Source organism: Acinetobacter sp. CS-2, from assembly GCF_016599715.1.
In the GTDB taxonomy this organism is placed as follows: Bacteria; Pseudomonadota; Gammaproteobacteria; order Pseudomonadales; family Moraxellaceae; genus Acinetobacter.
This window is the reverse complement of the sequence record NZ_CP067019.1, coordinates 2382873-2408818: the sequence shown is the minus strand read 5'-3', so window position 1 is coordinate 2408818 and position 25946 is coordinate 2382873. Positions and strand designations below refer to the sequence as shown.

Below are 25946 nucleotides of genomic sequence, written 5' to 3'. Positions count from 1 at the left end.
TTTAATTTATACAAATTTTTAAAAGATATAGGACTTACGCACTATTACTTATAGATTCTCTGTGGTAGCAGATGATTTTTATCGAGAATAAAGTCATCAATGAAGTTTTTGATAATTGGTCTAAATAATTTCTTCTGCCAACGATATATATTTTCAAAGATCCGCTCAAACTGGTTCTTTTGTATCTCAACGTAGGCCATCAAGGCTGAAAAAATATGATTCAAAATCAGTTTAGATCGTCTTACTTGAAACTTTTCAATATGACAAACCTGTTTAATCACCCGGTGATATTGCTCTATTTTCCAATGACTTGAATGTAATTCATGAAAACCTTCAAAGGACAATAAATCATCTTCATCTTGATGCACAATATAAAACCTCTGCTGTTCTTTTAACTGAGTCTTAAATAATTGTACAAAGCCAAAATCTTTGAGCCAGATCACTTGACCCTGATGGAAATCTGGCAATAAGCGCAGTTGAAACCATTGTCCTTTTTCTGGGGAAACCTTACGGTTACAGTCGATACCAAACATAAATCGAATACCATATTTTCTTATGGTTTTTAGATTTCCAGTCGATGAATACCAACTATCACCTGTAATAAATTGAATCTTTGCACCCCAACTGAGTACTTCACTTAACATATCCATAAAGTAATCATTCTTGGTTTTACTTTCAGATTTGTCATAAATTCGGAAATTAATTGGAATATTTTGACCATTTCGATCTGTCGCATACAAGGTAATGAGATTAATACCCTTGACGGATCGGTGGTGTTTGCCTGACCAAAAATAGCTAACCAAGTCCATATGTTGACTATATGGTTTATCTAAAACAGTATCATCAATACTGACTATAAGTTTATTATTATCAATATGTTGAATTGATTCTTGATATAGGTCGTGAGGTGTGTAGTCTTCACGCTCTAGAAAGCGATTTACACTATCATGCGAGATATTATAAGTCTCGGCAAGTTGTGTGCAGCTAATAGAGTTCGGTTCTGTCATGAGAAAGCCCATATAAATGGGTAATGTACAAGTTGCTGTAGAAGCATGTTTAATTCGTCTGATCACAGATACTTTATAAAGTATTTTAATACTTTTTTGAATCCGTCAATGCGTAAGTCCTAAGATAGTATAGTTGAATGTGAGGTGGTTGTTTAAGGGATGGTCATCCCTTAATATCAGTTTACTTAAGTTTTTTTAGTTTTTTTAATCTAGGAGCTTAAATAGTACAGGATTCAAGTGATATAACCTGTTCGGTCTTAGATGGATCAAACATCGCTATTTATGCTAAAATCAAGATGAAAATTTATGTTTTGTTACATAATAATCTAACAAAAAATCCTCAGTTCAATTCCCATTCACACGGGAATTAGCTTGTACATTGAATGTACAATTTAGAATTGAATTAAAAAATAAAAATATATAAAACAATTAATTATTGTCAAGTTAAGTAGACGCCACCTCTTAAATTTGTATGTTGTTGAATGACGATATATAAGTAAATGAAGCTTAAATCTCAATGGTTTAGGCTTTTTTTATGCCTGTATATAACTGAGCTTAACCGAGTATATGAGTTTGATCATATCGTGTATTATTGATAAGTAATTGAAACCATTGTGATACACAATAAAGCGTTCAGATATTAAAAAGCGCCCTTTATCAGATCCAGTATTAGAAAATCTAAAATCTGAAGATAAGGACTATCGGGAACTTGATTTTGTTCGCCATGTTATCCAAGAAAAAAAGATCTATAAAATGGGAGATTATTTAAGGCATTTTAGGCAGATGATGCCCGACTATTGAGAACGTTGCTACTATTTATATCCGATAAAAAGAAGAGCAGTTTTTGAATGATAAAAGATCTTTTATTGTTATTGGTAGGTGAAAGTTTAGATTAACGATTCACCTACCAGCTGGGTCTGATTCTGTCCCCAAGATTTATTTTATCAGCTTGAGCGTTAAATATTGTCGCTCAGGTTTATTCTATTTTGCGAAATTTTTTTTTGTGAATCTTTACCCCAATTGAATTTTTGTGCACAGATGCCTAATCCCACAATAAAGAGTGCAAGCAAGCTGGTATAAGTCACTTCTTTGAAATATGTTCCTTCAACCAGCATGGTAATCAGGGCACAAATAATAAAGAAAATTGCCAGATAAGTCAGCCAGGGGAATAACCACATTTTAAAGTCAATCACTTGTCCTTCCGCTTCTAATTTCTTACGCATACGTAATTGAGAAAAAGCAATGGTGAGATAGACATAGAGTGCCGCTGTACCTGTCGCTAACATAAAGATGTCGTAGACATTCATACTTTCAGTGGCCGTCAGGTAGGTTGCCAATAAAGCGAATGATGATGACACCAGAACACCCATCCAAGGACTACCATTACGGTTGATTAAACCAAAACTTTTCGGTGCATCGCAACGTTTTGACAATGAAAACAGCATGCGTGAACAGGTATAGAGTGCAGAGTTAAAACAGCTACACACTGAAGTCAGAACCACAAAATTGACAATGTGTTTTGCTTCTGGAATACCAAGTGCAGTTAAGGTCACACTATAGGTTCCCCAAGTTGGGTCTTTGAGTAGTGGATTGTTATGTGGAATGAGGCAGACGGTAATAAGCATTGAACCAACATAGAACAACATGATACGCCATACCACTGAGTTCGATGCTTTACGGATTTCACGTGCAGGGTTTTGTGATTCTGCGGCAGCCACCGTCACAATTTCAGCGCCAATGTAGGCAAACATAACTCCGAGTAATGCCGTGATTACCGCAGAGAAACCATTGGGCATGAAACCTTCAGCGGTTAAATGGGTAATACCTGTCGCACCTGCTTGGCTCCATGGCCATAAGTGCATGACGGCCAAGCTACCAATGACTAAGAAAATAACAATTGCAATCACTTTGATCAGTGCAAACCAAAACTCAAATTCACCATAGTTTTTGACATTTTGTAAGTTAACTACAACCAATGACACAATCACTAGGAGCATATAGCCCCAGATGGGGATAAACGGAAACCAGCTGTTGAGAATTTTACCTGCGACATACGCTTCCCAGCCCATCAGTAAGGCCCAAGAACACCAATACAGCCAGCCAATGGTAAAACCTGCCCAGCGGCCAATTGCACGATCAGCATAGGTTGAGAATGAACCGCTATCCGGGTTGAGAACGGCCATCTCACCCAGCATGCGCATGATTAATAGAATGAGCAACCCACCAAAAGCATAGGCCAAAATTGCAGCGGGACCTGCCGAGTAGATTACATTACCAGAGCCAATGAACAGTGAGCCACCAATTACCCCGGCAATCGAGATCATTGTAAGATGACGTGACTTAAGTCCACTTTTTAAGCCGTGTGATGAATCGGGCGTGGAGACATGTTGATGTTCTGCCATATAATTTCCCTTAATATCCATAGTGTAACAGCAATAGAGCTCTCTACCTTGTGTACACTATCTATCCTTTGAAACTGTAACCGAATTCGCAATCACTTCATTAATTTTAAGTTAAACTTAATAAAGCTGATGTTTCTATAAACACATGAAAAATCACACTTTGATTACAAAACTGTTACATGCTGTTTATGTATGCTGCTAATTTCTCTTTTTTGTTGTCAGGTGACGAGAGCCATTTTTTAGCTATTGAAGGGAGCCAATTGCTTTAAAAAGGTGAAAATTACAGAAAGAAATGTTTACAGAAAAATAAAGACTAAATAAAATGAAGTGGCCATAAAAGGTTTTACTCCTTGTTTAAAAACTGGCCTATAATATATTGATTTTAAAAATAAAATTTTAATTAGAATCGGAATTTTACTAGTTTAAAGTATGAATTCCATTGTCGCGCAAGCATTTCAACAGTACGCCGAAAGCCACCAATATTTCTTGTTCCCTCACGCAGGCGAAACCGAGCAGTAATCCTTTCTGCCGGGTAGAATAGTGCTTGGTATAGTATTGCGATAGGGCTCTGACCTTAATACCTTGATCAAGTGCATTCGATGCAATCAGGACATCATCACTGCTGCTTGGCAGTTTTAAAATCAGGTGTAGGCCTGCTGCCGTGTTGTATTCGTGCAGAAAATCTTCACCTAAATGACGGTGAATTAAATCAATCAGAAATGCATGGCGTTTACTGTAGAGTAAGCGCATGCGTCGGATATGCGCCTCATAATGGCCTTCACGGATAAATTCTGCCAGTGCCTTCTGATCAATTAAATGTCCACCGCGATAGAGTTCTGCGGCCACAATGCGCAGCGGGGAAAACAGTTTCTTCGGAACCACCAGATAGCCGATACGCAGTGCAGGATAAATGGTTTTGCTGAATGTGCCCATATAAATGACCGGGGAATCAGGTTCCAATCCTTGTAAAGACGGATAGGGCTGGCCTGAAAACCTGAATTCACTGTCATAATCATCTTCCACAATCCAGCTTTTATGCTGCCGGGCAATTGCAATCAGCTGTTTGCGTCGTTCCAGGCTTAGATGTGAACCTAGCGGATACTGGTGGGAGGGTGTAACAAAGATCAGCTTGGGGGGTACTTTCGGATCAAGATCAGGAATAATGCCTTCCTGATCGACCGGCAGTGAACGCAGATTGACCCCGTTAATGCGCAAAATGTTGCGGGCGCCCCAGTAGGCTGGATCTTCGATCCAGACTTCATCGCCAATGTCGCTCAAGGTACGCGAGACTAAATCAATCGCCTGATGCGTGCCTTCGGTAATAATGATTTGATCGGCATCGCATTGCACCGAACGTGCAATTTTCAGATATTCCGCAAGTTCTTGGCGCAGTTCCAGACAGCCGCCAGCATTGCTGTAAATCAAGCGGGTAATTTCCGGTTCACGGCTCAAACGGGTCTGAATTTTGCTAAAAATGTGATGCGGAAACTCTGTCACATCCGGTGCACCGGGAACAAAAGCACCCCATTGATAAGGCGAGGCTGCTGAATAGCCGATTAAGTAAGAACCACGCTGAGACAAGCTGTAACTTTGCTGAGATTTTTTTTCTTGAATAGGGGCGTTGCTATTTTCCGCCTTGATTAAAAAGGATTCGGGCAGTTTATCTGTGACCCAGGTGCCTTGTCCTGTGCGGGCATCGACATACCCTTGTGCCTGTAATTGTTCATACGCACTTAATACCGTATTACGGGAAACCTTGATCTCTTTGGCCAGATCGCGGGATGCCGGCAGACGAGTCTTGGGTGCCAATACGCCGTCAATTATGGCATTACGTAAGCAGCGAAATAATCGTAGCTGCAATGTTCCATCGATATCTTGCTGTAATCGCTGCAGCAAATAGTCTCCAAGCAAGCTACGCAATTGGCTCTCTCCTACAAATTCAAAGTGGCTCTCGTGAGAGCGATATCGGTATGTGCAAAATAATCTGGTCAGGCAGTAATTGTAAAGTATCCCGTTGTTGCACAGTGCATGTAAATACGGGCCTGTAAACGGCAGGCAATATACACATATCTTGGTTAAAGCCAAAGCGAAAAATCCAAGCTGAATGTTTTAGCTCAGATCACGCTGGCTACAGAGCTGAATCAATAAATGCCGACAAGCAGAGATAAATTTATACTTTTTGCGGTCGCAAGGAAATGCGTCTGCATACAAAAAACAGGATCATGCAATGAACACAATGATGAAGGGGCTCACCTATACCGAGCACGGTACGACGGCCTGGAACAATTATCTGAAACAGCTGGATAAAGTGGCTCCTTATCTGGGTGAACTCAGCGAAAGACTGGATATGTTGCGACGTCCGAAGCGAAGCCTGATTGTGGATATTCCGGTGATTATGGATGATGGCAGCGTTCAGCATTTTGAAGGTTATCGAGTTCAGCATAATTTGACCCGCGGTCCGGGCAAGGGCGGTGTGCGCTTCCATCCTGATGTCAATTTAGATGAGGTGATGGCACTGTCGGCATGGATGACGATTAAGTGTGCGGCACTGAATTTACCTTTTGGGGGGGCCAAAGGCGGTGTACGGGTTGATCCAAGCCAGTTATCCAAGCGTGAACTAGAACGATTGACACGGCGTTATACCGCAGAAATCAATTTGGTTATTGGGCCGCAAAAGGATATTCCGGCACCGGATGTGGGGACCAATCCGCAAATTATGGCCTGGATGATGGACACCTTTTCCATGAATGCCGGTTCTACCATTACCGGTGTGGTGACCGGGAAACCCGTGCATCTTGGCGGTTCTTTAGGCCGCAGTAAAGCCACAGGACGTGGCGTGTATATTAGCGGGCGTGAAGTGGCGCAGCAAATTGACCTGGATTTAAAGGATGCCCGGGTGTGTGTGCAGGGGTTTGGTAATGTCGGCAGCGAAGCCGCCTTGCTGTTTCATGAAAATGGCAGCAAAGTGATTTGCGTACAGGATCACTCCGCAACCCTATATCAGGAACAAGGGATTGATATTCCCAAGTTAATGGAATATTCAAACACCTATCACAAGATTCAGGGGTTTGCTGCAAGCGACGAAATCGCGATGGCAAAATTCTGGCAAATTCCCGCAGAAGTGTTTATTCCTGCGGCGCTGGAAGGGGTGATTGATGTGCATGTTGCCCAAACTATTCAAGCCAAGATCATTTTGGAAGGGGCCAATGGTCCGACCCTCACTGAAGCGGATGAAATCCTGAGTCAGCGTCAAATCACTGTTGTACCGGACGTGATCTGCAATGCTGGTGGCGTGACTGTCAGCTATTTCGAATGGGTACAAGACCTTGCCAGCTATTTCTGGACAGAAGAAGAAATCAATCAGCGCATGGATGTGATCATGAAAAATGCTGTGCATGACGTTTGGCTCAAAGCCATGCAGGCCGGATGTTCTTTACGTACCACAGCTTATATTTTAGCATGTGAACGAATTCTGATGGCTCGCCAAGAGCGCGGCATCTATCCAGGTTAAGGGTAGGGTCTCTTGCAGGATGCAATATTTGACCCGGCATAAGTTTGGATATTTAACGCCTTTGCTGATTCCATTTGGTCAGAAACTTTGCTTTTGCCAGCGACCTGGTTTTGAAAATTATTATTTCTTTTTTGGGGCTTCTATAATGTCGCAACGTTTTTTAGTAAAACCATTTTCGTTCTGTGCGCTTGTCGCCAGTGCCGTTACGATGTCTGCCACCGTGCAGGCAGATTCGCTTTCTTGGGGAGATGCCGATACCGATTTAGGCAAACTGACCGTATCGGGGTGGCTACGAGCGAATTATCAGGATAAGGATTATTCGGACAGTGACCATAAAGTAAAGTTTAATGCGGCGAAACTCAGCCTGAAATATGATGCCAAGTCATTGTTCGGCGATGTGGAATACCGTTGCTATCAAAATGATACCCTATGTGATTTTTCAACTTTGGTGAATGCCAACTTGGGCTATAAGCTGAATGATGACAGCCGCATCACCTTGGGTCTGCAAGATATGCCTTTTGGTATTGGCCGCTTCTGGAGCAGCAGCTGGTACGGCAGTTCAATGGACAATGCCGGACTGGAAGATGTGCATAATCTGGGTATTAACTGGCAGCAGCAGCTAGGTACAAATACCAAAGTCAATGTGGCTTATTTTGTGCGTGATGGGGGAAGTTTTGCCGGCACTGGTGACGATGCTGCGCGTTATGCGGCCAATTATGTCAAGCCGGAAGATGCCAGCACCGATGACATTGAAGAAAAAAACATGTGGGTTGCACGTATCAATCAGCAGATTCCACTACAGGACAGCCCGGTTAAACTGAATGTTGGCGGCTCGTATTGGTATTCAGATTTGGAAAATAACCGCAATGGTCAAACTGGGCATCGCAATGCATGGAATGTGTTTGGTCGCTTAAACTACCAGAATGCAAACCTGACCCTGACTGCCGGACAGAATCGCGCAGATACCCAGGCTGTAGATAATCCAAATTATGCGACGGTAGGTTCTTTTGAATCGAAGTATCATGTGGCCAATAAAGCCAATTATTATGTGGCGAATCTGGATTATCAAATGACTGATTTTTATAAGGATTACGATCTGACGCCTTATGTCAGCTATACCGTCTTTGATAAAGACAAGTCCGGTTTCGCCACATCTACACGCAATATTTTGGGTGCTCAGCTGGATGTTAAGCAGTTTTCGCTGGCAGCCGAATATATCATCGGTAAAAATGATGTATTCATTGGCGGTGATGCCGGTTCTTTGGCGCAAGGAGATGCAGCAGGCCATAGCCGACTGCTGAATTTACTGTTTATGTACAATTTCTAAATTTTTGCTCTCAGTTATCAAAATGGCACCTTATAAAAAGGTGCTATTTTTTTATGGTGTAATTTCAAGTTTATGATTTGTATTTAATTATTCTGTTTTTTGATTTTTTAAATCTTCGGGACAGGGTGAATTGGCCCTGTCTATCTGATTCAAAGTGGCTCTCGTGTCAGGCCGATAAAAGCGCAAAATGAGGAAGATCAACCAGTCATTTGCATATCATCAATCACATGATATGGATGCCAAAATTTTACACTGTATGAATCAAGAATGAGGATACAAAATGGACAGTAAACACTCTGCACTGAATGCACGTAAACAGCAAGCGACGCCTCGTGGTGTTGGTGTCATGTGTCAATGGTACGCGGAGAAAGCAGAGAACTCGACAATTTGGGATGCTGAAGGCAATCAATATATCGATTTCGCAGGTGGTATTGCGGTACTGAATACCGGTCATCGTCATCCTAAAATTATTGCTGCTGTTACTGAACAATTAACAAAATTTACCCATACAGCCTATCAGGTTGTACCTTACGAAAGTTATGTCTCTCTTGCTGAGCGTATTAATGAGCGTGCACCAATTGACGGCCCTGCAAAAACCTCATTCTTTTCTACTGGTGCTGAAGCAGTAGAAAATGCAGTTAAAATTGCCCGTGCCTATACTGGCCGTCACGGCATTGTAACTTTTGGTAACGGTTTCCATGGTCGTTCATTCATGACCATGGCCATGACGGGTAAAACTGCCCCTTACAAACGTGACTTTGGGGTAATGCCGGCGGGTGTTTTCCATGCACGTTATCCGGTAGAGTCAAAAGGCATTACTGTGGACGATGCCATCCAAAGCATTGAAGACATTTTTGCTGAAGATGTGGCTGCACATGATGTGGCGGCAATCGTACTTGAGCCTGTGCAAGGTGAAGGCGGTTTTAATGTTGTACCGGCAGAATTTTTAAAGCGTTTACGTGCATTGTGTGATCAGCATGGTATTTTGATGATTGCAGATGAAGTACAAACAGGCTTTGCCCGTACCGGTAAACTGTTTGCCATGAATCACTACGAAACCAAAGCAGACCTGATCACGATGGCAAAAAGCCTGGGCGGTGGTTTCCCGATCTCTGGCGTGGTTGGTCGTACTGAAGTTATGGATGCACCGAATCCTGGCGGCTTAGGCGGTACTTATGCGGGTAGTCCGATCGCCGTTGCTGCAGCACATGCAGTTATTGATGTGATTGAAGGTGAAGGTCTGTGTGATCGTGCCAATGTCTTGGGTGCGGAACTGGTTTCGGTATTAAATAACATTAAAGCCAGCAGCAATGTAGTCACTGATATTCGCGCGCTGGGTTCAATGGTTGCAGTAGAATTGGAAACGGCTGAACAGGCCAAAGCGGTGCAAAACTATGCAATGGCAAATGGCCTGCTGATTTTAACCTGCGGTCGTTCTGGTAATGTGATTCGTTTCCTATATCCTTTAACCATTCCAACAGCGCAATTCCGTGAAGGCCTGGCTATTTTAGAACAGGGATTTGCAACTTTAACTGCATAAGAATGAATGAGGGATTGAAATGCTTCCAGATCATTTGAAATATTTATTACAGCATCCGGATGTTTGCTTGGATCAGCCCTTAAGTGGCGATTACATCGAAGTAAAAGATGCGGCAACACATGACACGCTGGCATGGGTGAAATCCCATGACCGTGCATCGGTAGAACAAGCAATTGCTCGTTCACAGACGGCACAGAAGGCATGGAAAGCACAAACAGCATTACAACGCGCTGATGTGCTGTGGGCCTGGTTTGATTTGATGCAGGAAAATAAAGAGTCATTGGCTCAGATTTTGACTGCTGAACAAGGTAAACCTTTAGCTGAAGCGCGCGGTGAGATTGCTTATGCCGCCTCCTTTATCCGCTGGTTTGCTGAACAGGCGCGCCGTATTGACGGTGAAGTGCTGACACCAACGTTGCCGAATCAGCGCTTGTTGGTCATCAAACAGGCAATTGGGGTCACCGCTGCAATTACGCCGTGGAATTTCCCTGCAGCCATGATTACCCGTAAGGCTGCGCCTGCAATTGCTGCCGGCTGTTCTATGCTGGTTAAACCGGCTGAGCAAACGCCATTAACAGCCTATGCTCTGGAAGTGCTAGCTTTACAGGCAGGTTTACCACAAGATGTATTGCTGCACATTAGTGGCGATGCCATTGAAGTGGGCAAAACCTTGTGCGAAAGCGACACAGTGAAAAAGCTGAGCTTTACCGGTTCGACTCAAGTCGGCCGCATTTTGATGCAGCAATGTGCGCCAACCATCAAAAAACTGTCACTTGAGCTGGGTGGCAATGCGCCAGTACTGGTTTTTGATGATGCCAATCTGGAGCAGGCGGTTCAGGGCATTATGGTCAGCAAGTTCCGTAATAGCGGTCAAACCTGTGTCTGTGCCAACCGTATTTATGTGCAAGATGGCATTTATGATGCGCTGGCTGAGAAATTGACTGCCGCTGTAGCCAATTTAAAAGTGGGTGATGGCCGTCAAGACGGTTCCACTCAAGGCCCGTTAATTGATGAAGATGCAATTACCAAGGTGCAGTCGCATATTACAGATGCAGCGAGCAAAGGTGCACAGATTAAAATTGGTGGCCAGCGTTCAAGTCTAGGCGGCACTTTCTTTGAGCCTACCGTGCTGACTGAAGTAACCCAGGACATGAAAGTGGCTAAAGAAGAAACTTTTGGTCCATTGGCTCCATTATTCCGCTTCCACACGGAAGAAGAAGCGGTGGCGATGGCAAATGATACCGAGTTTGGCTTGGCTACTTATGTATTCACACAGAGTACAGCGCGTCAATGGCGTGTCGGTGAAGCATTGGAATATGGCATGGTCGGAATTAATACCGGTGCCATTTCTAATGAAGTTGCGCCATTTGGTGGTGTGAAGCAATCTGGTTTAGGACGTGAAGGTTCTAAATTCGGTATTGATGAATATCTCGAAATGAAATATCTGTGTGTAGATTTATCTTCATAATAAATGCTACATCAACCAGTTAAAAATCAGCCCTGCCCATTCAGGGCTGATTTTTATACAATAAAAACTGTTTAAACTTAACTCACACAGCAGTTAAAAAATATTTTTAAGCAACATGATTTGTCTATATCAATAACTGGAATTGATTTTCTGCCAAATATCTTTATTGGCTAAAATTATTCTGATCCTAGCCATGAAAGAAGAGTTTCCATTTCTTTTCTTGTAAAGGGGTCCGGTATTTCAACTTGAACCTTACGGTTTTTGATTTTATTCATTGGATTTCTAGAAATAATATTATTCTTTACGGCCACTTCAAATACATCTCTTAAGGGAGTTGCACAGTTGTTAAAAATTTTAGCTGTTTGAAAATGCGTTTTTTTCTGGTCACTATAGTTTTTCTTCTGTTTTAGACCTTTAGATTAGAATTTTTGTAGCATCTATAATCCCAACATTCCAATCAATACCTTCGCCTTCAGGCAACTTTTTCGGCAAATTGAAAAGTCTGGGCGGCCTGGCTGCACTATGGGAACCAGTGCCGGTGATTCTTCCAGATTAAGCAGAGTATAAATATGTTTACTCAACGTATCCTTAGCTTACCAAGTGACATCCTATACCAGCCGTTACAAGCAACAGCTTGTGATAAGCAACACCGTCACCATTTTGAAATTCAACCGTATGCGCTTCAGCGTTGATTTTATTTACGCTATTGCCACGGATGGTTTCGATGTTGCTCATGTCATTAAGCTTTTAACTCAGCAGATACGATGCCGAAGCCCGCAATCCACTCACTGATTTCTTCATAGCAATGTGTCGTCATGTCGTATTCGCCCAGTTCGCTCAAGGCAGCAAATGCAGCCATCCAGGCACGAACTTCCTGACCACCACGGCCACCGTCACGGCGGATTTCAGCTTCAGTCATGGCTTCCAGTGCAGCGAAATCTGCATTTTTGAATTTTTCAAGTAATGCCAGATCCCACTCAGGGTTTAGAGGCACAGAAATGCTCTTGTCGCCTGCAGCCAGACGCTGACCGACAGAAATCACATTCGCCTGACGGGCATTACGTGCTTCAGGTGTCGGGTTACGGCCCGCAATCAGGAACTCTTCCACTTCTGGTGGCACAGAACCCGTTTGCGGAGTCGGTGGATCGTGTGAAAGGCCACCCGTACCCAGTACAAGTACACGTTCATTTTCAAGGTTTAAAGATTTGATAAACTGACCTACAGCACGGCCTAAAGCGATGGTACGCTTGGTGGTGGGCATGGGTGCTGCAGCGCCATTAATAAAAACCGGAATTGTTGGATAACGGTCAAGCTGACCTTCACAGAGGAAATGTAAAGGCTGGGTTACCCCATGGTCGGCTTGCATGCGATAAGAATATGCAACATCCACACCTTCATCCAGTACATTGCGAACCAAAGCCAGTGCCTTGTCTTGAGGTACATTCAGGTGGTCATTATCTTTACCATAGTCCCAGTCACCTGCAGCCTTGGCACGAACACCGACACAGAAGCTTGGCATCAGGTCATAGAAAAAACCATTAAAATGGTCAGGACCAAAAGTAATGATCAGGGTAGGGTCATAAGCTTTTACTTCAACTGCCAGTTTGGCAAAGGCATCACGAACAACCTGTTCTTTGCGTTTTTCCTGAGGTGAAGCAAATTCCATTAAAGGGCTATGAGATGCACAAATAAGTTTAATAGCCATAAGAGACTCCTTAAAAGGAAGGCAGCCTAAGAACAGGCTGCCGATAAGTCCGTTTTGATCAGACTAGATTTTTATTCATCAAAGCATCTAGCATACAGCTGACGTAAACTACGGATATCTAGACTGTAACTTGACAAACAAAAATCTTATTCATCAGAAGAACACACTCAGGTTATGTGAGGTATAAGTCACTTGGTCTAGGGTGATTTTGCGGTCAAAAATTTGCCAGCCTAAACCACCTTCAACTTTACGGATCTTGTCGTGACGTTTACCACAGTAAATCGTAATATCTTTCTCTTTTTGAGAACGGTATAACAGGTAAGTCACGTACACGTCGTATTCGCCTGCAACTTCAGTTGGCTCGACAATCACGTTGCTCACCATGTGAGTGGTACGTGATGGAGGCTCTTCCGCCCAAGCCATACCTGTTTCCAGACGTGCTACACGGCGTTCCAACAGATGTTTGTTGTCGTTGAACACCCAAGTTGTTGGTGGCTCAACTGAACGACGACGGTCACGGGTTTGCGCGTTTGGCGTCGTACGCAGGACGTAAGAAACGTCGTCTGCCATAACATCCAGCCATTCGCGGAATTTCCAGTCATCCAGCAATTTTGCTTCACGATAAAGGAACTGACTGATTTCGTAATGAAGTTCCACACTGATTTGACTCATTTCACAAGCTCCTTCTCATATGCTTCAGTTGCTTTCTCAACATCTTCCCATTCTTTATGAATCAGCAGGTCTGCCCAACGACGATAAAAACCACGTGCTGCTGTTTCAGAGAAAATATAGCTGGTGATACCAGGGACACCATCTTCACGTACTTTTTCGCTGCCTTTACCCATCTCAACGATCAGTTTGTTTTGACGAGCTTTATAACCACGTAATACTTTTTGAATTTCTACCCAGTTTTCAGAGTCATCTTGCTCAAGGAAACCAGCAGGACCGAAAGCACGGGTTGCAGAACGTTCAAATGCATCTTTCACGTCTTGTGGTGCATCAGCATCACAGATACAGAATGCCCAAACTTCAGTTTTGTTTGGACCACGTGGGTGCCATACACGAAGTGTTGCAGTACCGTTCAACCAAGACAGTGTCGGGAACATGGTGTTGTGACCTGCTAGACGCAGTGCACGGGTTTCACCTAAACGTTCTTTTACTTCTTCATAAGTTTCACGGAAATAGTTTGCTACTTCACCATCTACCCAAACGTTTGCATCTGGTTTTTCGGTGAAGAAGAAGCCTGAACCATGGCCACGTGAACCGAATTGGATCGCGTCTTTCGCTGTTTCCCACACTGGACGGGCCGTTTGTGCTGCACCAAGGTGTTTAGACGCATCATCGTCCGGTTTTGCACCAAGCACCTGTACTGCAGATGCATGAGAGAACAATGCGTGGTATTGGTCAGATGCGAACTGTTCAGCAGCAAATTTCCAGTTACACTCGATTTCCCACTTGTGTACACCACCAACAATCACTGTACCACCAGGGCGACGATCTAGAACACCATCTAAATACCAAGCCATATCGCCCATGTATTCTTCTAGGTCAGGCGTTGTTTCATCCCAGCAGCCAAATACCAGGCCTTTGTAGGATTTAACACGGGTTACTTCAAGTAATCCCCATTCTTTTTTGCAAGCCCCTTGTGGGTAAGCACGCTCTTCAAGCGGAATGTCTTTTAAAGAACCGTCAATACCGTATGACCAGCCGTGGTATGGGCAAGTGAACGCACGGGTATTACCACAGTCTGCGAAGCTTACGCGCATAGCACGGTGACGACATTGGTTTAAGAATGCTTTAACTGAACCGTCTTTTTGGCGTGCCACAATAATCGGATCTTCACCCATGTAGGTGTTAAAAAAGTCACCTGCTTTAGGAATCTGGCTTTCATGGCAAAGGAATAACCATGTACGACCAAACACGCGTTCAAGTTCTAATTCGTATAAATCTGGATCTGTATAAATAGATGGAGTAATACGTCCATTTTGTGCATCGACTAAAGCGTCGATTTCGCGCACATCAATTTTTCCACTCATGAAAAGCTCCTGCGACCAATCTTGGCACAAAGTAATAGACTTAACTTTTCAACGATGATGAAATTTTCGGGTGTATTTTAGGAAATATTTTATTTATTTTAATTAATATATTTAATGGATTATTATTGTGGTAATAATTCCTATTAAATTGCTCGTGATTATAATCTGTTTTTTAATTTAATGAACGTATTTTTTTTAGTAATTCCTACTAAATTGATAGTATTTAAAGTGTGTTTTTTTAATTTAATTAATATTATTTAACTAGAATATTGTTTTTCAATTTTTTATTGTTTATTTACAAACATTTAATTTAATATTATCTATTTTTATTGATATGTTTTTTCATTGTTTTTTAGGAATAATTCCTACTAAATTACTCATATTTTGGATGTGTTGTTTTATTTTAATTTTTGTATTTACAATTATAATTAAAGTAGTAATTCCTACTAAAATACTTATATTTAAGGTGGGCATATTTTTTTAGGTGTTAGGTGTAAGATTTTTTATTACTCGGCGAGTCGGTTATATAAAACTATGGTGCCTCCATTACTTTATGAGCGTTGCTGAAGAGGTGAACTTCTCTTAGTCAATAAATCAAAGATGAGGAATAAGGCATTGATGTGAAAAGCCATAATGTATCAAACCTAAAGAGGAGTTTGCTGAGGAAAATGTATTTTCCTTAAATGGGTACTTGACCCTGCACAACGCGGTTTTTGACTTTACTAAAAGCTTAGGGCATTCGGCACAATATTGTACAAAAGGTCAAGAATATCCTGTCTAACCTTTATTATCTCGATCGGGGTGAGCTGAGAATGTACTATTTTGCTGGGCTATATTGTGTCTTTGAGTATGGATGAACGTGTGCTTCAGTCATGGATATAAAGCTAATTTATCCTTTAGGTGAATATGAAGGAACTCCGGAGGAGTACAGAGGCTCGTTTTTTATTTCTTTTGATAAATCGTTTATTTTTAAATCATCAACCATCGTTCAAATTCAGCAACTTTAGCTATTTTTCTAACCATGGCAGCATCAAAAAAAACTATCAAAAAGCCCACATTAATCAATTCCTGACGAATATCCTCTATCTTTTGCTACTTAAGTCTAATACGGTTTTCATGAATAAAAATAGGGATTTAGACGCCAAAAATATTGTGAAAATTATGTTTAACTCTAAATCAGCATTTAATGAAAGTAGTAATCATTTAATTATCGGTAATCCCCCTAAAAATGATCGTCTCTCAGACTCCCATGAATTATCGTTAATTATCAAAATGAAAATATTTTAGTGATAGAGGAATACCACAAACCTATCTCATAATTTTTTATCATCATTCATTAAATCCTATGAAAAATTAGTAGTTTTGCTCACTAAAAAATACGTTTAGATTAATAAAAATACAATTATGAAATAGGCCTATTCCATTTTTTGCTTAAATATAGAAAAGTGTTGAATAGCATATTTAGACCGATATTGGACATATTGGACAGTGATGACGAATCACATCAACTCTAGTCTCTATAAAGAGGTGAAATGATGAATATTGCAAAGAATAGCATATGCCTTTGGTACGATAATGACGCTGAAGGCGCTGCAAGATTTTATGCTGAGACCTTTCCTGATTCATCGATCGGTGCAGTACATTGTGCACCTGGAAATTATCCATCAGGGAAAGCAGGGGATATTTTAACTGTGGAGTTTACCGTGCTAGGCGTTGCCTGCATCGGACTGAATGGCGGATCAGCATTTAAACACAACGAAGCGTTCTCATTTCAGGTGGCGACCGAGGATCAGGATGAAACGGATCGCTACTGGAATGCGATTGTCGGAAATGGTGGTCAGGAAAGCGAATGTGGTTGGTGTAAAGATAAATGGGGAATCTCTTGGCAGATTACCCCAATCGTCCTAACGAAAGCTTATACCAGTCCTGACCGTGCGGCTGCCAAACGTGCATTTGATGCCATGATGACCATGAAAAAAATTGACATTTCTGTAATAGAAGCCGCATTTCGTGCTTGAGATGTGGGCAGGAGCTGGCAATTCCTTCAAGTTGTGGCTGCTTGCTTAGATGGGGCAACTCAAAACATGTTGAAAAGAACCATATTTAAAAAACCAAATCAAATATTAAAAAACTTTTATTAGAAAACTCTTGTTCGAGAATTTTTATCAGTTGCCTGATTAGAAGCTGCAAAATTAAAGCCTTCTATAATTTTTAGCACAGGTTAAAGCAGCTGAAGCTGCGTTTTTAATGAAAAATTTAAGCTGTCACTACATCTGAAGTGATGATCACTTATCATGTTCTTTCCCTATTCAAAAAGAGAATAGACAATATTTTTCCACAATATTGGGGACAGTCCAAATAAGATCGTTTTATGTTCAGGATACCGTGAGTGGCATGGTTTCTATATTGGTAAATTATTGTGTCCTAGTGATTTCATTTGTTATGAAATCTGTGCATTGCGGTACATCATATTGATGGAATAATTAAATGTGGTTAAAAATAATCCATAAAACAATAATGATGCTTTTCTCCATTTTAGCTATTTTTGTTATAAGGCGAATATTGGATCTTATAACTTGAGTGAGGGGTCCAAACATAACCTCCTATTTGGAGAAAAAGACCATGAACATCGCTAAAATATTAATGATGAGCGGATGGATAGTTCTATCCACACTGGCCATACTTGCAGCGGAGACCACAGGTGGCAAACCGGGCAGTACCTCCGCAGCTGACCAGAAGGCTATCGCCAGCGCCATGAGCGCAGCACCGAAAAAAGTCAGTGCAGCAGCCACCATTGTGGTTATAGGCAAAGATGGCAAGATGCGCACTTTGCGCAAAGGCAATAATGGTTTTACCTGTATGCCTGATAATCCGACTACCCCCGGTCCAGATCCAATGTGCATGGACAAGGATGCGCTGAAATGGGCAGAAGCCTGGATGGGACACAAACCGCCAAATGTAGGTAAAATCGGCTTTATGTATATGTTGGCGGGTGGAACCGATGCCAGTAATACCGACCCATATGCCCAAAAACCCACCAAAGGTAACCATTGGATCAAGACCGGCCCACACGTCATGATTGTCGGTGCCGAATCTGGTTTTTATAACATGTATCCCCAAAATGCCCAGCCAGATACTGCCGTACCTTATGTCATGTGGCCCGGAACGCCTTATCAGCACTTGATGATTCCGGTTAAATAAAGGTCATCGTGCGCTGTCGTGGTCATGATTCTTTAAACGCAGATTATCTTTGGAGATAAACACTTTATCTTGTATTGCAGCGGTTTGCTGAGTATGCCGCTGCAATTTAAATCCCGTTCAGGACTGCAACATGCCGCTGCGATTAGATGTGATGAACTTAACACCTATACCTGTAGTCAATTGGAAGAGCTAAAGAATATAGCCACCAAGACCTGTACAAATTAAAAAATGATGCGACTTGGATTTGCTTGTTTTTAAAGTTATTTTACCGCTAAGGACTATCCAGTGTCGCCATTTCTATGAATGATTTTGCATCATTCTTTTGTAATTTGATCTTTATTAATATCCTGATCGGTATTCAGCCATTCAATTTTTTTCACCCGATCGTTCACGATGGTAATGGTGTAAAGCATATTTTCAACTGTATAGGTATAGTCCATGGCTAGATAATGGTTTTTTCCTTCTTTGATTTCATGTGTGCTCATGGAGTTGGGGGATAAAGACATACGGTTTTGCATGTCGGAATAAGAATCTCCCAAACTGATGGACTGACCAGAAGGCGTGTGGATGGATGATGTCTCATTCGCTGCGTGATTAAATGACACTACTGACAAAAAAATCACTGGAATTATATATTTAAGTAACATGTTATCCCCAAAATAAAATGACAATCAAAACAATTTATCAATATAAAGAACAAAATAGCAGCATGTCTGTAGCAGAATTATTAACAGAAATAAGGCTGGATGCTGGATAAATTAATCTGACCTGAAGCTGTTTTACCGCCCTATATGCTTACTAGGTAAACGACTTAAACAAGGGTTTTGAAGACATAAATAAAAATACAATATGAAATAGTCCAAGCTATCGATTTATTTGGATTTATTCATACATTCATCAAGCTATAGAGAACTATGCTTAACCTTCGAGGCATTTAAAGCTAAACTATACTATTCAGCTGTATGTCCGTACTTGGAGTAAACTTATGTCGTGGCTTTCTTCGCTTAAATCTGTGTTTTCACCCGCGCAAGAGGTGAAGGAGGAAGAAATCCAGAATGTGTTACAGGGCTATATCTTGCCCAATTCCAAGCATGCCCTGAAAGACCGGATTACTCAGGTCAATGTAGAAGGTCAGGTATTACAAATCACTCTTCATACTTATCCTGAAGAAGCTGATCATTTACAACAAATTCATGATGATTTGGCCGATGCACTGGAAAAATGCGGCATCCGGGAACTGAATATGCATGTTATTCAACAAAAGCATAAACAGGATGAAAGCTGTTCTAATCCTGAGCATGGCAAACAGGGGCATAGCTGTGCAAGTGATGCACAGGCTTCAACGGCAGCTTCAGCGCAAAAACTTCCCCCTGTGGTAGATGCTGCCGGACAAACTGCTCCAGCTGAAAGCAAAGCTGCAGAAGATCCGAATAACCCACCAATCCAGAAACCGGCACCGCAGCAAAGAGATGTGCCCAAGCATCCACGCATTCAAAATGTGATCCTGGTTTCATCAGGTAAAGGGGGAGTGGGCAAATCGACCACCACCGTCAATCTTGCATTGGCTTTACAGAAACTTGGCTTAAAAGTCGGTGTTCTGGATGCAGATATCTATGGGCCGAGTATTCCAACCATGCTGGGCAATGCCGGACGTACGCCCATGATTGAAGCAGAAAACTTTGTTCCGCTGGATGCCTACGGTATGGCAGTACTCTCGATTGGACATCTAACCGGAGATAACAATACCCCGGTTGCCTGGCGTGGTCCCAAAGCGACTGGCGCTTTAATGCAATTATTTAATCAGACTTTGTGGCCAGACCTGGATGTATTGATGATTGATATGCCACCAGGGACAGGGGATATTCAATTAACTTTGGCGCAGCGTATTCCGGTGACCGGGGCAGTGATTGTCACCACCCCGCAAAATGTTGCCTTACTGGATGCAACCAAAGGCATTGAACTGTTTAATAAGGTCCAGATTCCGGTAATTGGTGTAGTGGAAAATATGTCGACCCATATCTGCTCTAATTGTGGTTATGAGGAACAGATTTTTGGTACAGGTGGAGGTGACAAATTGGCTGAACAATACCATATTCCTTTACTCGGGCGTTTACCGCTCAATGTGCAAATCCGTGAAAATGCCGATGCTGGTAAACCTTCTGTACTCGTGGGGGATGATGCAGCTGAAAGTTATATGGCGATTGCGCAAAAAATTGCCGATCAATTGCCGAAAGTAGAAAAACCACACAATAGAATTTTTTAAATTTACTGTCTGATTAAAGCAATATTTTCGAAAAGCCCAATGTTGTTTGGGCTTTAATTCCTTTAATTTTCTCTTGATGGGAGGAAATAAATCGGGGGATCAACAATTAGACAGAAGTTTATTTTATTGTTAGGTGGTGTTTCAAAAAGTATGCTGACATTAAATGAAGCCATTATTGATGTAAAAAAAGGTTAAGTCGAAAGCTTTAAAATGGTTTTCAATCTTTTTTGAAAAATTACAACTCCTTCTAAAACCGCGCCTAATTCGATGCCTTATTTTGCAATTATTACCTTCAATACCTACAGTAAAAAATTTACCAATACTTTGCTTGCAGTTTTTAAAAGCAGTTATGAAACTGTCCCAATGATCACTTGCAATTCGGGTGTAGTGAATACCTAATTGTTTAAGCTTTGTCTTCAATCGTTGAACTGTAGCTAAGTCTCTTTTACCCCAAACATAAGCAACAATCTCACCTGTTTCTCGATGGTAGGCGTAAATAAGCCATTGTTTATTATTTTTATTTCCCACAAAAGTCCAAAACTCATCAACTTCAAGAGACTCATAATGACTTTGTTTAGGCTGAATTTGGTAGGTCGATTCGGTTAAAGTACGTAAAACTTTACCGATACTGATTCGCTCAACTTCAGCGATATCTCGTATACCACTACCTCTGACCATCAACTGTAATATTTTTCGAGTAATGCCTGAATTACATCCTAGATAGCTCAGAGCATGGTCACCAATAAACTGACGTTTACAGTCTTTGCACTGATAGTTTTGTTTCCCATCTACTTTGATGCCATTTTTCTTTATACTGTCACTGAGGCAGGTTGGACATTTGATTTCTAGAGTTATTCGCATTTCTCTATTTTATCAAAATTCAACCTGCTTTGTTTCAGCATACTTTTTGAAACACCACCTATTGTTAAAGCGAATATGAATAGGCTAAATAGTGAAATATAGTTAAAAGATGCAATGATTATTGAAAATATCGGCGCCGTTTATGGTGCTGAATAATATTCCATCGCCACAATAATCGGGTAATCACGAAGAATATAATTGCAAAGATGAAAGCCTCTAGTACCAACCCGAATAATAAAATTTTCGCCAGACTCAAGTCGATGTGTCCATGCCCAAAGTGGGTGATAGCGTGGCTGATCTGATGCAACACCCCCAGCATCATATCCTGATCAATCATATTGACCTGGAAAATTTTGCTGCCTAACCAGAACCCCAGATACAGAATTGGAACCAGGGTAAAAGGATTGGTCAGCCAGGCAAGACATAAGCTCACAGGTAAATTGACTTCAAATAGCAATACCGTCAATACAATCAAAATACTGTGAAATGGTAAAGGTAGCATGCCCCAAAACGTGCCAATAAAAACAGCTTTTGAAATGGACTTTCTGTTCACATACCAAAGTAAAGGATTTAAGGTACGCTCACCAAAAATTTTCATTACTTTCATCCCTGCAACTTTTTGCGGTGAGGGAAGCCAGGACTGAAAGAACTGTTTTGCCATAAAAATAGGCCGCTTAAATGATGATGTATTGTGCCTGAATCGATCCCTCAGAGACAGATCAAGCCAGATAAATATAAATGATCAACCTTAAAATAGTATTTGTTGAAATTTTTTTTAACAAATGACTCAGGAGTTAAACTACAAAAATAACTTTAATTTATTGAAATTTAATAAATTAATAAAACAGATTGGGCAATTTTAAAAGATGTGAAATTTCTGATTTGCCAAGTACAATAAACTGATTTACTCTTCGTGCACTCTATAGAGAGATCGCATATGATTTCATGGTTATTCATTGGTTTAGTCATTAGCATTTTATTGACGCCTGGTCCAACAAATACCTTGCTTGCATCTTCCGGCATTCAGGTCGGTGTACGTAAATCATTACGATTGATTCCTGCTGAAGCGATTGGTTATTTAATTGCAATTACGCTTTGGGGCATGATCATTGGTAGCGTTTCAGCTAAATTTCCCATGCTTCCGACCTTGTTAAAGCTACTGAGTGCATTCTATATTATTTTCCTCGCCATTAAACTTTGGAAAACTGCCGATATTGAAGCAAGTTTTAATCTGCCGACCATCCGTGCCCGCGAATTGTTCTGTGCAACTTTACTCAATCCTAAAGCCTTACTATTTGCTTCGGCTGTTTTTCCAAGTACGGCATGGCTCAGTGTGAATAATTATGCTGCGCATATTGCAATGTTTCTGGTTCTCATTGTCCCGATTGCCTTGTTCTGGACATTTATTGGATCAATTCTGGCTTCTAATAAAGTACGCTGGTTAAATCAATCCAATTTGCAAAAGACTGCTTCTATCATCTTAATCAGTTTTTCAATTCCATTAAGTTATTCTGCTATTTTGAGTCTTTAAACTTTTAAGTCTTGAAATTACGGCGATGAAAATATACATTTTGTAAAAAAACACCTCATCGCCTGATCATTATTTTCATTGTAGCCAATTTCAGTTAAAGTACAGCGCAATAATCGAATTAACTATTTTTGGATTGAAATAATGGCAATTAAGTCTGATCGTTGGATTCGCGAAATGAGCGAAAAACACGGCATGATTGAACCGTATGCGGAAAACCAGGTACGTTATGATGAAACTGGTGAAAAACTCATTTCTTATGGTGTTTCAAGCTATGGTTATGATGTTCGTTGTGCACGCGAATTTAAAGTATTTACCAATGTTCATTCAGCAATTGTCGATCCAAAAAACTTTGATGATAAAAGCTTTATCGACATTGAATCCGATGTCTGTATTATTCCGCCCAATTCATTTGCTTTGGCTCGTACTGTAGAGTATTTCCGTATTCCGCGTAATGTTTTGACTGTATGTCTTGGTAAATCGACTTATGCACGCTGCGGTATTATTGTGAATGTCACTCCACTTGAACCAGAGTGGGAAGGACATGTGACACTGGAATTTTCAAATACCACCAACTTGCCAGCACGTATTTATGCAGGTGAAGGCGTTGCGCAAATGTTGTTCTTTGAATCTGATGAAGTATGTGAAACTTCATATAAAGACCGGGGTGGTAAGTATCAAGGACAAACTGGTGTGACTTTGCCAAAAGCATAAATATTACAAATAATTGAATAAGCGGATCATTTTGGTCCGCTTATTTTTTGCTTGCTTCATTCATCGGAAACTGTGTTCATTCGCCCAGTTTTTTTTGCAATTGCAATAATATTCAGCATAATAAAAAGTTGAACAGACTTGGTCAGAACATTGTCGTCATGACAAATAAATAAAAATTCGACATACCAAGCATAGGACGAATTAAAAAATAATGATGCGGAGCATCTGATAAAAAGGAAGGTCGTGATGACTCAGAGTTGGAATAATACAAGATTTAAAAAATCTTGTTTGGCGAGCATGCTCGCAGCTTTACTTAGCCCATCAGTTTATGCGCTTGAATCTTTGTCAGATGATCATCTTTCTGAAACTACAGGTGAAGGCGTTGCTTTAGCCCTTGAAAATTTTAAGATGGTCTTTCAAGGTCCAAACGAAATCTCACAAGCTTCAAGTTATGGCAAAGGAATTGTCGATCCGGGACAGTATGACACGGGCTTTATCCGAATTATTCCGACCGGTGAAAATTATGAGCTGCTTGGTCAGCGTGCTTATACTAAAATTTATAATAAAGCTTATACGGATGCTTACTTAAGCGGGAAGGCTGCTAATTATAACGGTGTTTACGAAAATACTTATCAATCTGCTTATAATACTTATAGAACAAATAATTATACGACTGTTAACACAACTGTAAAGAATAACTATACAGCAGAATATCGGGGGAATGTGGTACAAAGTTATGTCGACTCTCCTTTGATGAAGCAATATTATCAACAACGTTATGATGATTATTATGATGGGAATTTGTGGCCATTAAGTGTAAAAGATGATGGTACAACTGAACCGGGGTCTGCCGAATCGACATTATGGTTAAAAGACAAATCCCAACAATATGCTACAAAAAATACATTAGAAATGATTGAATTGCTTTATGGCAATCGTTCAACTGAAAGTATACCTACAACTACCTATTCACAAAGTGTAACCAGGCAAAATACGATCGACACCACTGTTGCGAATCAACTGGAAGCTAAAACCCAAGCAGTACTTAATCAACAAGCCGCTGAATATGCGAAAAGCGTAGCCACTACAGCAAGTAATACTGCACTTGCTGAGGTTGAAGCTGAAGCCATTCGATTGGCAAAATTAGCAGCAGCTCAAGCTACAGTGGGAAGTCTAAGAACCAAAGCAGACGTTTTTATTTATGGCCTGGCCCTCTCTAAAAGTGATGGGTCCTTGAGTACCCGGTACAGTAATCAAGGTTTTAATTGGGGAACAGCAGCAAATCCATGGCTGATTCGTGCAGGTAATGTGGATACGATTCAGTTTGCAAAAGGCAATAAGGCCAATGTCGGTTATATTGCATTGGAGGCACCTTTAAAGCTAAAAGGAACAGATACCAGTGATACTTTTAAATTAGGCTTCTGGAGCGATATTTTTTCACGCCAATTAAATTCAAGTAATATGGTGGATCCGTTAACTGGAGCACCCACTTCTGGACTAGATAAAGATTATCGTTTGAGAACCCAGTTTATTGCCAATGGCTTGAATTTAAATGGGTCACAAGTTCGATTATTCCAAACATTACCAGCAACGAGCAATGCCAATTACAATCAAACTTTAGGCATGGCTGCAATTTTACGTCTAAATACTCATGATGATCCATCCACGCTAAAAGCAACGGATGCTGACCTGGATGCTCGTGGAATTAGAATGAGTACTGCTGCAAAAAAAGGCCCGGACAGCACTCCTGATCTATATGATGGTACCGCCGTCACTCCAGCGATTGACCGCTCATTAGCTCCTATATTTAATGATGTGGAAGGGATGTATTTATATAGTCCCAATATTAACTTGGTATTGGGGAATATGTATCAGCCTTTTATTTTAGGTTCTGAAGGTAACAATATTATTTTAGAAATTACCCGTATTCCAAATGTGCCAGAAATATATTCACAAATTTATACCTATTACAGTGATACAGACTCAACAACTGTATTGAAAGATAAAAATAATCAGAATATTGCGATGATCGATAAAGATGGAGTGACCTACACGAAACTTTCTGATTATTTAAAAGGTTCAACCTGTAATGTTTATAGTTGTGGTACTGAAATTACCACGACGGCAAATAATATTACTACGACTTATCAAGGTCGAAATGCAACCCATAGTAGTATCAGTATTGGTACGGTAGAACGGTCAGCTACAGGTAATTTGTTAAACGCCAACAAAACTGCAGATGCAACCGGTGTTGTCTTTAAAAATATTAATGGCCAGGCGACAAATTTAGGCTCAGTTGCAATTGATGGTGTACTCATTCAGCACCTAAAAATAAAAACAACAGGTTTATAGGAGAATAGGCTATGTATCCAAGTATTAAAAC

The 25946-nt window shown here is 41.0% G+C and carries 20 protein-coding genes; 10 read left to right on the top strand and 10 right to left on the bottom strand.

Annotation, left to right across the window (positions count from 1 at the left end; translation table 11 throughout):
- Nucleotides 1-44: 44 nt before the first annotated feature.
- From JFY49_RS11830 to JFY49_RS11820, 3 genes are all read right to left on the bottom strand, one after another.
- Nucleotides 45-1073, bottom strand: coding sequence for a transposase (locus tag JFY49_RS11830; RefSeq protein WP_086197162.1), 1029 nt, complete (start codon nt 1071-1073; stop codon nt 45-47).
- A gap of 890 nt (nt 1074-1963) precedes the next feature.
- A complete protein-coding gene (locus tag JFY49_RS11825) occupies nt 1964-3409 on the bottom strand; it encodes an amino acid permease (protein ID WP_180081224.1) in 1446 nt (481 codons plus the stop codon).
- Between the two features lie 417 nt (nt 3410-3826).
- A complete protein-coding gene (locus tag JFY49_RS11820) occupies nt 3827-5329 on the bottom strand; it encodes a PLP-dependent aminotransferase family protein (protein ID WP_166167694.1) in 1503 nt (500 codons plus the stop codon).
- A 319-nt stretch (nt 5330-5648) separates the two neighbouring features.
- Between JFY49_RS11820 and JFY49_RS11815 the strand changes: the two genes are divergently transcribed.
- The 4 genes from JFY49_RS11815 to JFY49_RS11800 all read left to right on the top strand — a co-directional run bounded on the left by JFY49_RS11815 (nt 5649) and on the right by JFY49_RS11800 (nt 11255).
- Nucleotides 5649-6920: a Glu/Leu/Phe/Val family dehydrogenase gene (locus JFY49_RS11815; protein WP_180081274.1), complete on the top strand. Its 1272-nt coding sequence runs from the start codon at nt 5649-5651 to the stop codon at nt 6918-6920.
- 145 nt (nt 6921-7065) lie between these two features.
- Complete coding sequence (locus tag JFY49_RS11810; protein WP_180081222.1) at nt 7066-8247, top strand: hypothetical protein; 1182 nt, start codon at nt 7066-7068, stop codon at nt 8245-8247.
- Between the two features lie 280 nt (nt 8248-8527).
- The gene (gene gabT / locus JFY49_RS11805) at nt 8528-9787 is read left to right on the top strand and encodes a 4-aminobutyrate--2-oxoglutarate transaminase (protein WP_166167689.1); all 1260 of its coding nucleotides are present in this window, start codon (nt 8528-8530) and stop codon (nt 9785-9787) included.
- 19 nt (nt 9788-9806) lie between these two features.
- Nucleotides 9807-11255 (top strand): NAD-dependent succinate-semialdehyde dehydrogenase, encoded by a 1449-nt coding sequence (locus JFY49_RS11800; RefSeq protein ID WP_180042446.1) that lies wholly within the window; start codon nt 9807-9809, stop codon nt 11253-11255.
- Between the two features lie 588 nt (nt 11256-11843).
- Here JFY49_RS11800 and JFY49_RS17765 read toward each other — a convergent pair.
- The 4 genes from JFY49_RS17765 to hcaE all read right to left on the bottom strand — a co-directional run bounded on the left by JFY49_RS17765 (nt 11844) and on the right by hcaE (nt 14996).
- Nucleotides 11844-11990 carry a hypothetical protein gene (locus JFY49_RS17765; RefSeq protein WP_180042445.1) on the bottom strand — a complete coding sequence of 49 codons (147 nt, stop codon included), beginning with the start codon at nt 11988-11990 and terminating at the stop codon, nt 11844-11846.
- A gap of 4 nt (nt 11991-11994) precedes the next feature.
- Nucleotides 11995-12960, bottom strand: coding sequence for a 3-carboxyethylcatechol 2,3-dioxygenase (locus tag JFY49_RS11790; protein ID WP_200223049.1), 966 nt, complete (start codon nt 12958-12960; stop codon nt 11995-11997).
- 153 nt (nt 12961-13113) lie between these two features.
- The gene (gene hcaF, locus JFY49_RS11785) at nt 13114-13632 is read right to left on the bottom strand and encodes a 3-phenylpropionate/cinnamic acid dioxygenase subunit beta (protein WP_180042443.1); all 519 of its coding nucleotides are present in this window, start codon (nt 13630-13632) and stop codon (nt 13114-13116) included.
- Nucleotides 13629-14996 (bottom strand): 3-phenylpropionate/cinnamic acid dioxygenase subunit alpha, encoded by a 1368-nt coding sequence (gene hcaE / locus JFY49_RS11780; protein WP_166167679.1) that lies wholly within the window; start codon nt 14994-14996, stop codon nt 13629-13631. Before hcaE ends, hcaF begins: the two co-directional genes overlap by 4 nt.
- Before the next feature lie 1535 nt (nt 14997-16531).
- On the opposite strand from hcaE, the gene JFY49_RS11775 reads away from it, so the two are divergent.
- Together JFY49_RS11775 and JFY49_RS11770 are read left to right on the top strand one after the other, a co-directional pair.
- Entirely contained in the window at nt 16532-17014 is a 483-nt protein-coding gene (locus JFY49_RS11775; protein WP_200223048.1) for a VOC family protein, read from the top strand.
- A gap of 604 nt (nt 17015-17618) precedes the next feature.
- The gene (locus tag JFY49_RS11770) at nt 17619-18197 is read left to right on the top strand and encodes a hypothetical protein (RefSeq protein WP_180081220.1); all 579 of its coding nucleotides are present in this window, start codon (nt 17619-17621) and stop codon (nt 18195-18197) included.
- 314 nt (nt 18198-18511) lie between these two features.
- On the opposite strand, the gene JFY49_RS11765 is transcribed toward JFY49_RS11770, so the two are convergent.
- Nucleotides 18512-18802, bottom strand: coding sequence for a hypothetical protein (locus tag JFY49_RS11765; protein WP_200223046.1), 291 nt, complete (start codon nt 18800-18802; stop codon nt 18512-18514).
- A 380-nt stretch (nt 18803-19182) separates the two neighbouring features.
- On the opposite strand from JFY49_RS11765, the gene apbC reads away from it, so the two are divergent.
- Entirely contained in the window at nt 19183-20460 is a 1278-nt protein-coding gene (apbC, locus tag JFY49_RS11760) for an iron-sulfur cluster carrier protein ApbC (protein WP_086195997.1), read from the top strand.
- 159 nt (nt 20461-20619) lie between these two features.
- Here the strand turns inward: apbC and JFY49_RS11755 are convergent, their stop codons facing one another.
- Complete coding sequence (locus JFY49_RS11755; RefSeq protein WP_001223318.1) at nt 20620-21321, bottom strand: IS1-like element ISPa14 family transposase; 702 nt, start codon at nt 21319-21321, stop codon at nt 20620-20622.
- 118 nt (nt 21322-21439) lie between these two features.
- A complete protein-coding gene (locus JFY49_RS11750; RefSeq protein ID WP_373423504.1) occupies nt 21440-21988 on the bottom strand; it encodes a DUF2062 domain-containing protein in 549 nt (182 codons plus the stop codon).
- Between the two features lie 270 nt (nt 21989-22258).
- Here JFY49_RS11750 and JFY49_RS11745 point away from each other — a divergent pair, with 270 nt between their 5' ends.
- The 3 genes from JFY49_RS11745 (at nt 22259) to JFY49_RS11735 (ending at nt 25915) form a co-directional block, all read left to right on the top strand.
- A complete protein-coding gene (locus tag JFY49_RS11745) occupies nt 22259-22852 on the top strand; it encodes a LysE family translocator (RefSeq protein ID WP_086195995.1) in 594 nt (197 codons plus the stop codon).
- A 141-nt stretch (nt 22853-22993) separates the two neighbouring features.
- Complete coding sequence (gene dcd / locus JFY49_RS11740; protein WP_086174816.1) at nt 22994-23563, top strand: dCTP deaminase; 570 nt, start codon at nt 22994-22996, stop codon at nt 23561-23563.
- 246 nt (nt 23564-23809) lie between these two features.
- Nucleotides 23810-25915, top strand: a complete 2106-nt coding sequence (locus JFY49_RS11735; protein ID WP_180082154.1) for a hypothetical protein — start codon at nt 23810-23812, stop codon at nt 25913-25915.
- Nucleotides 25916-25946: the final 31 nt, after the last annotated feature.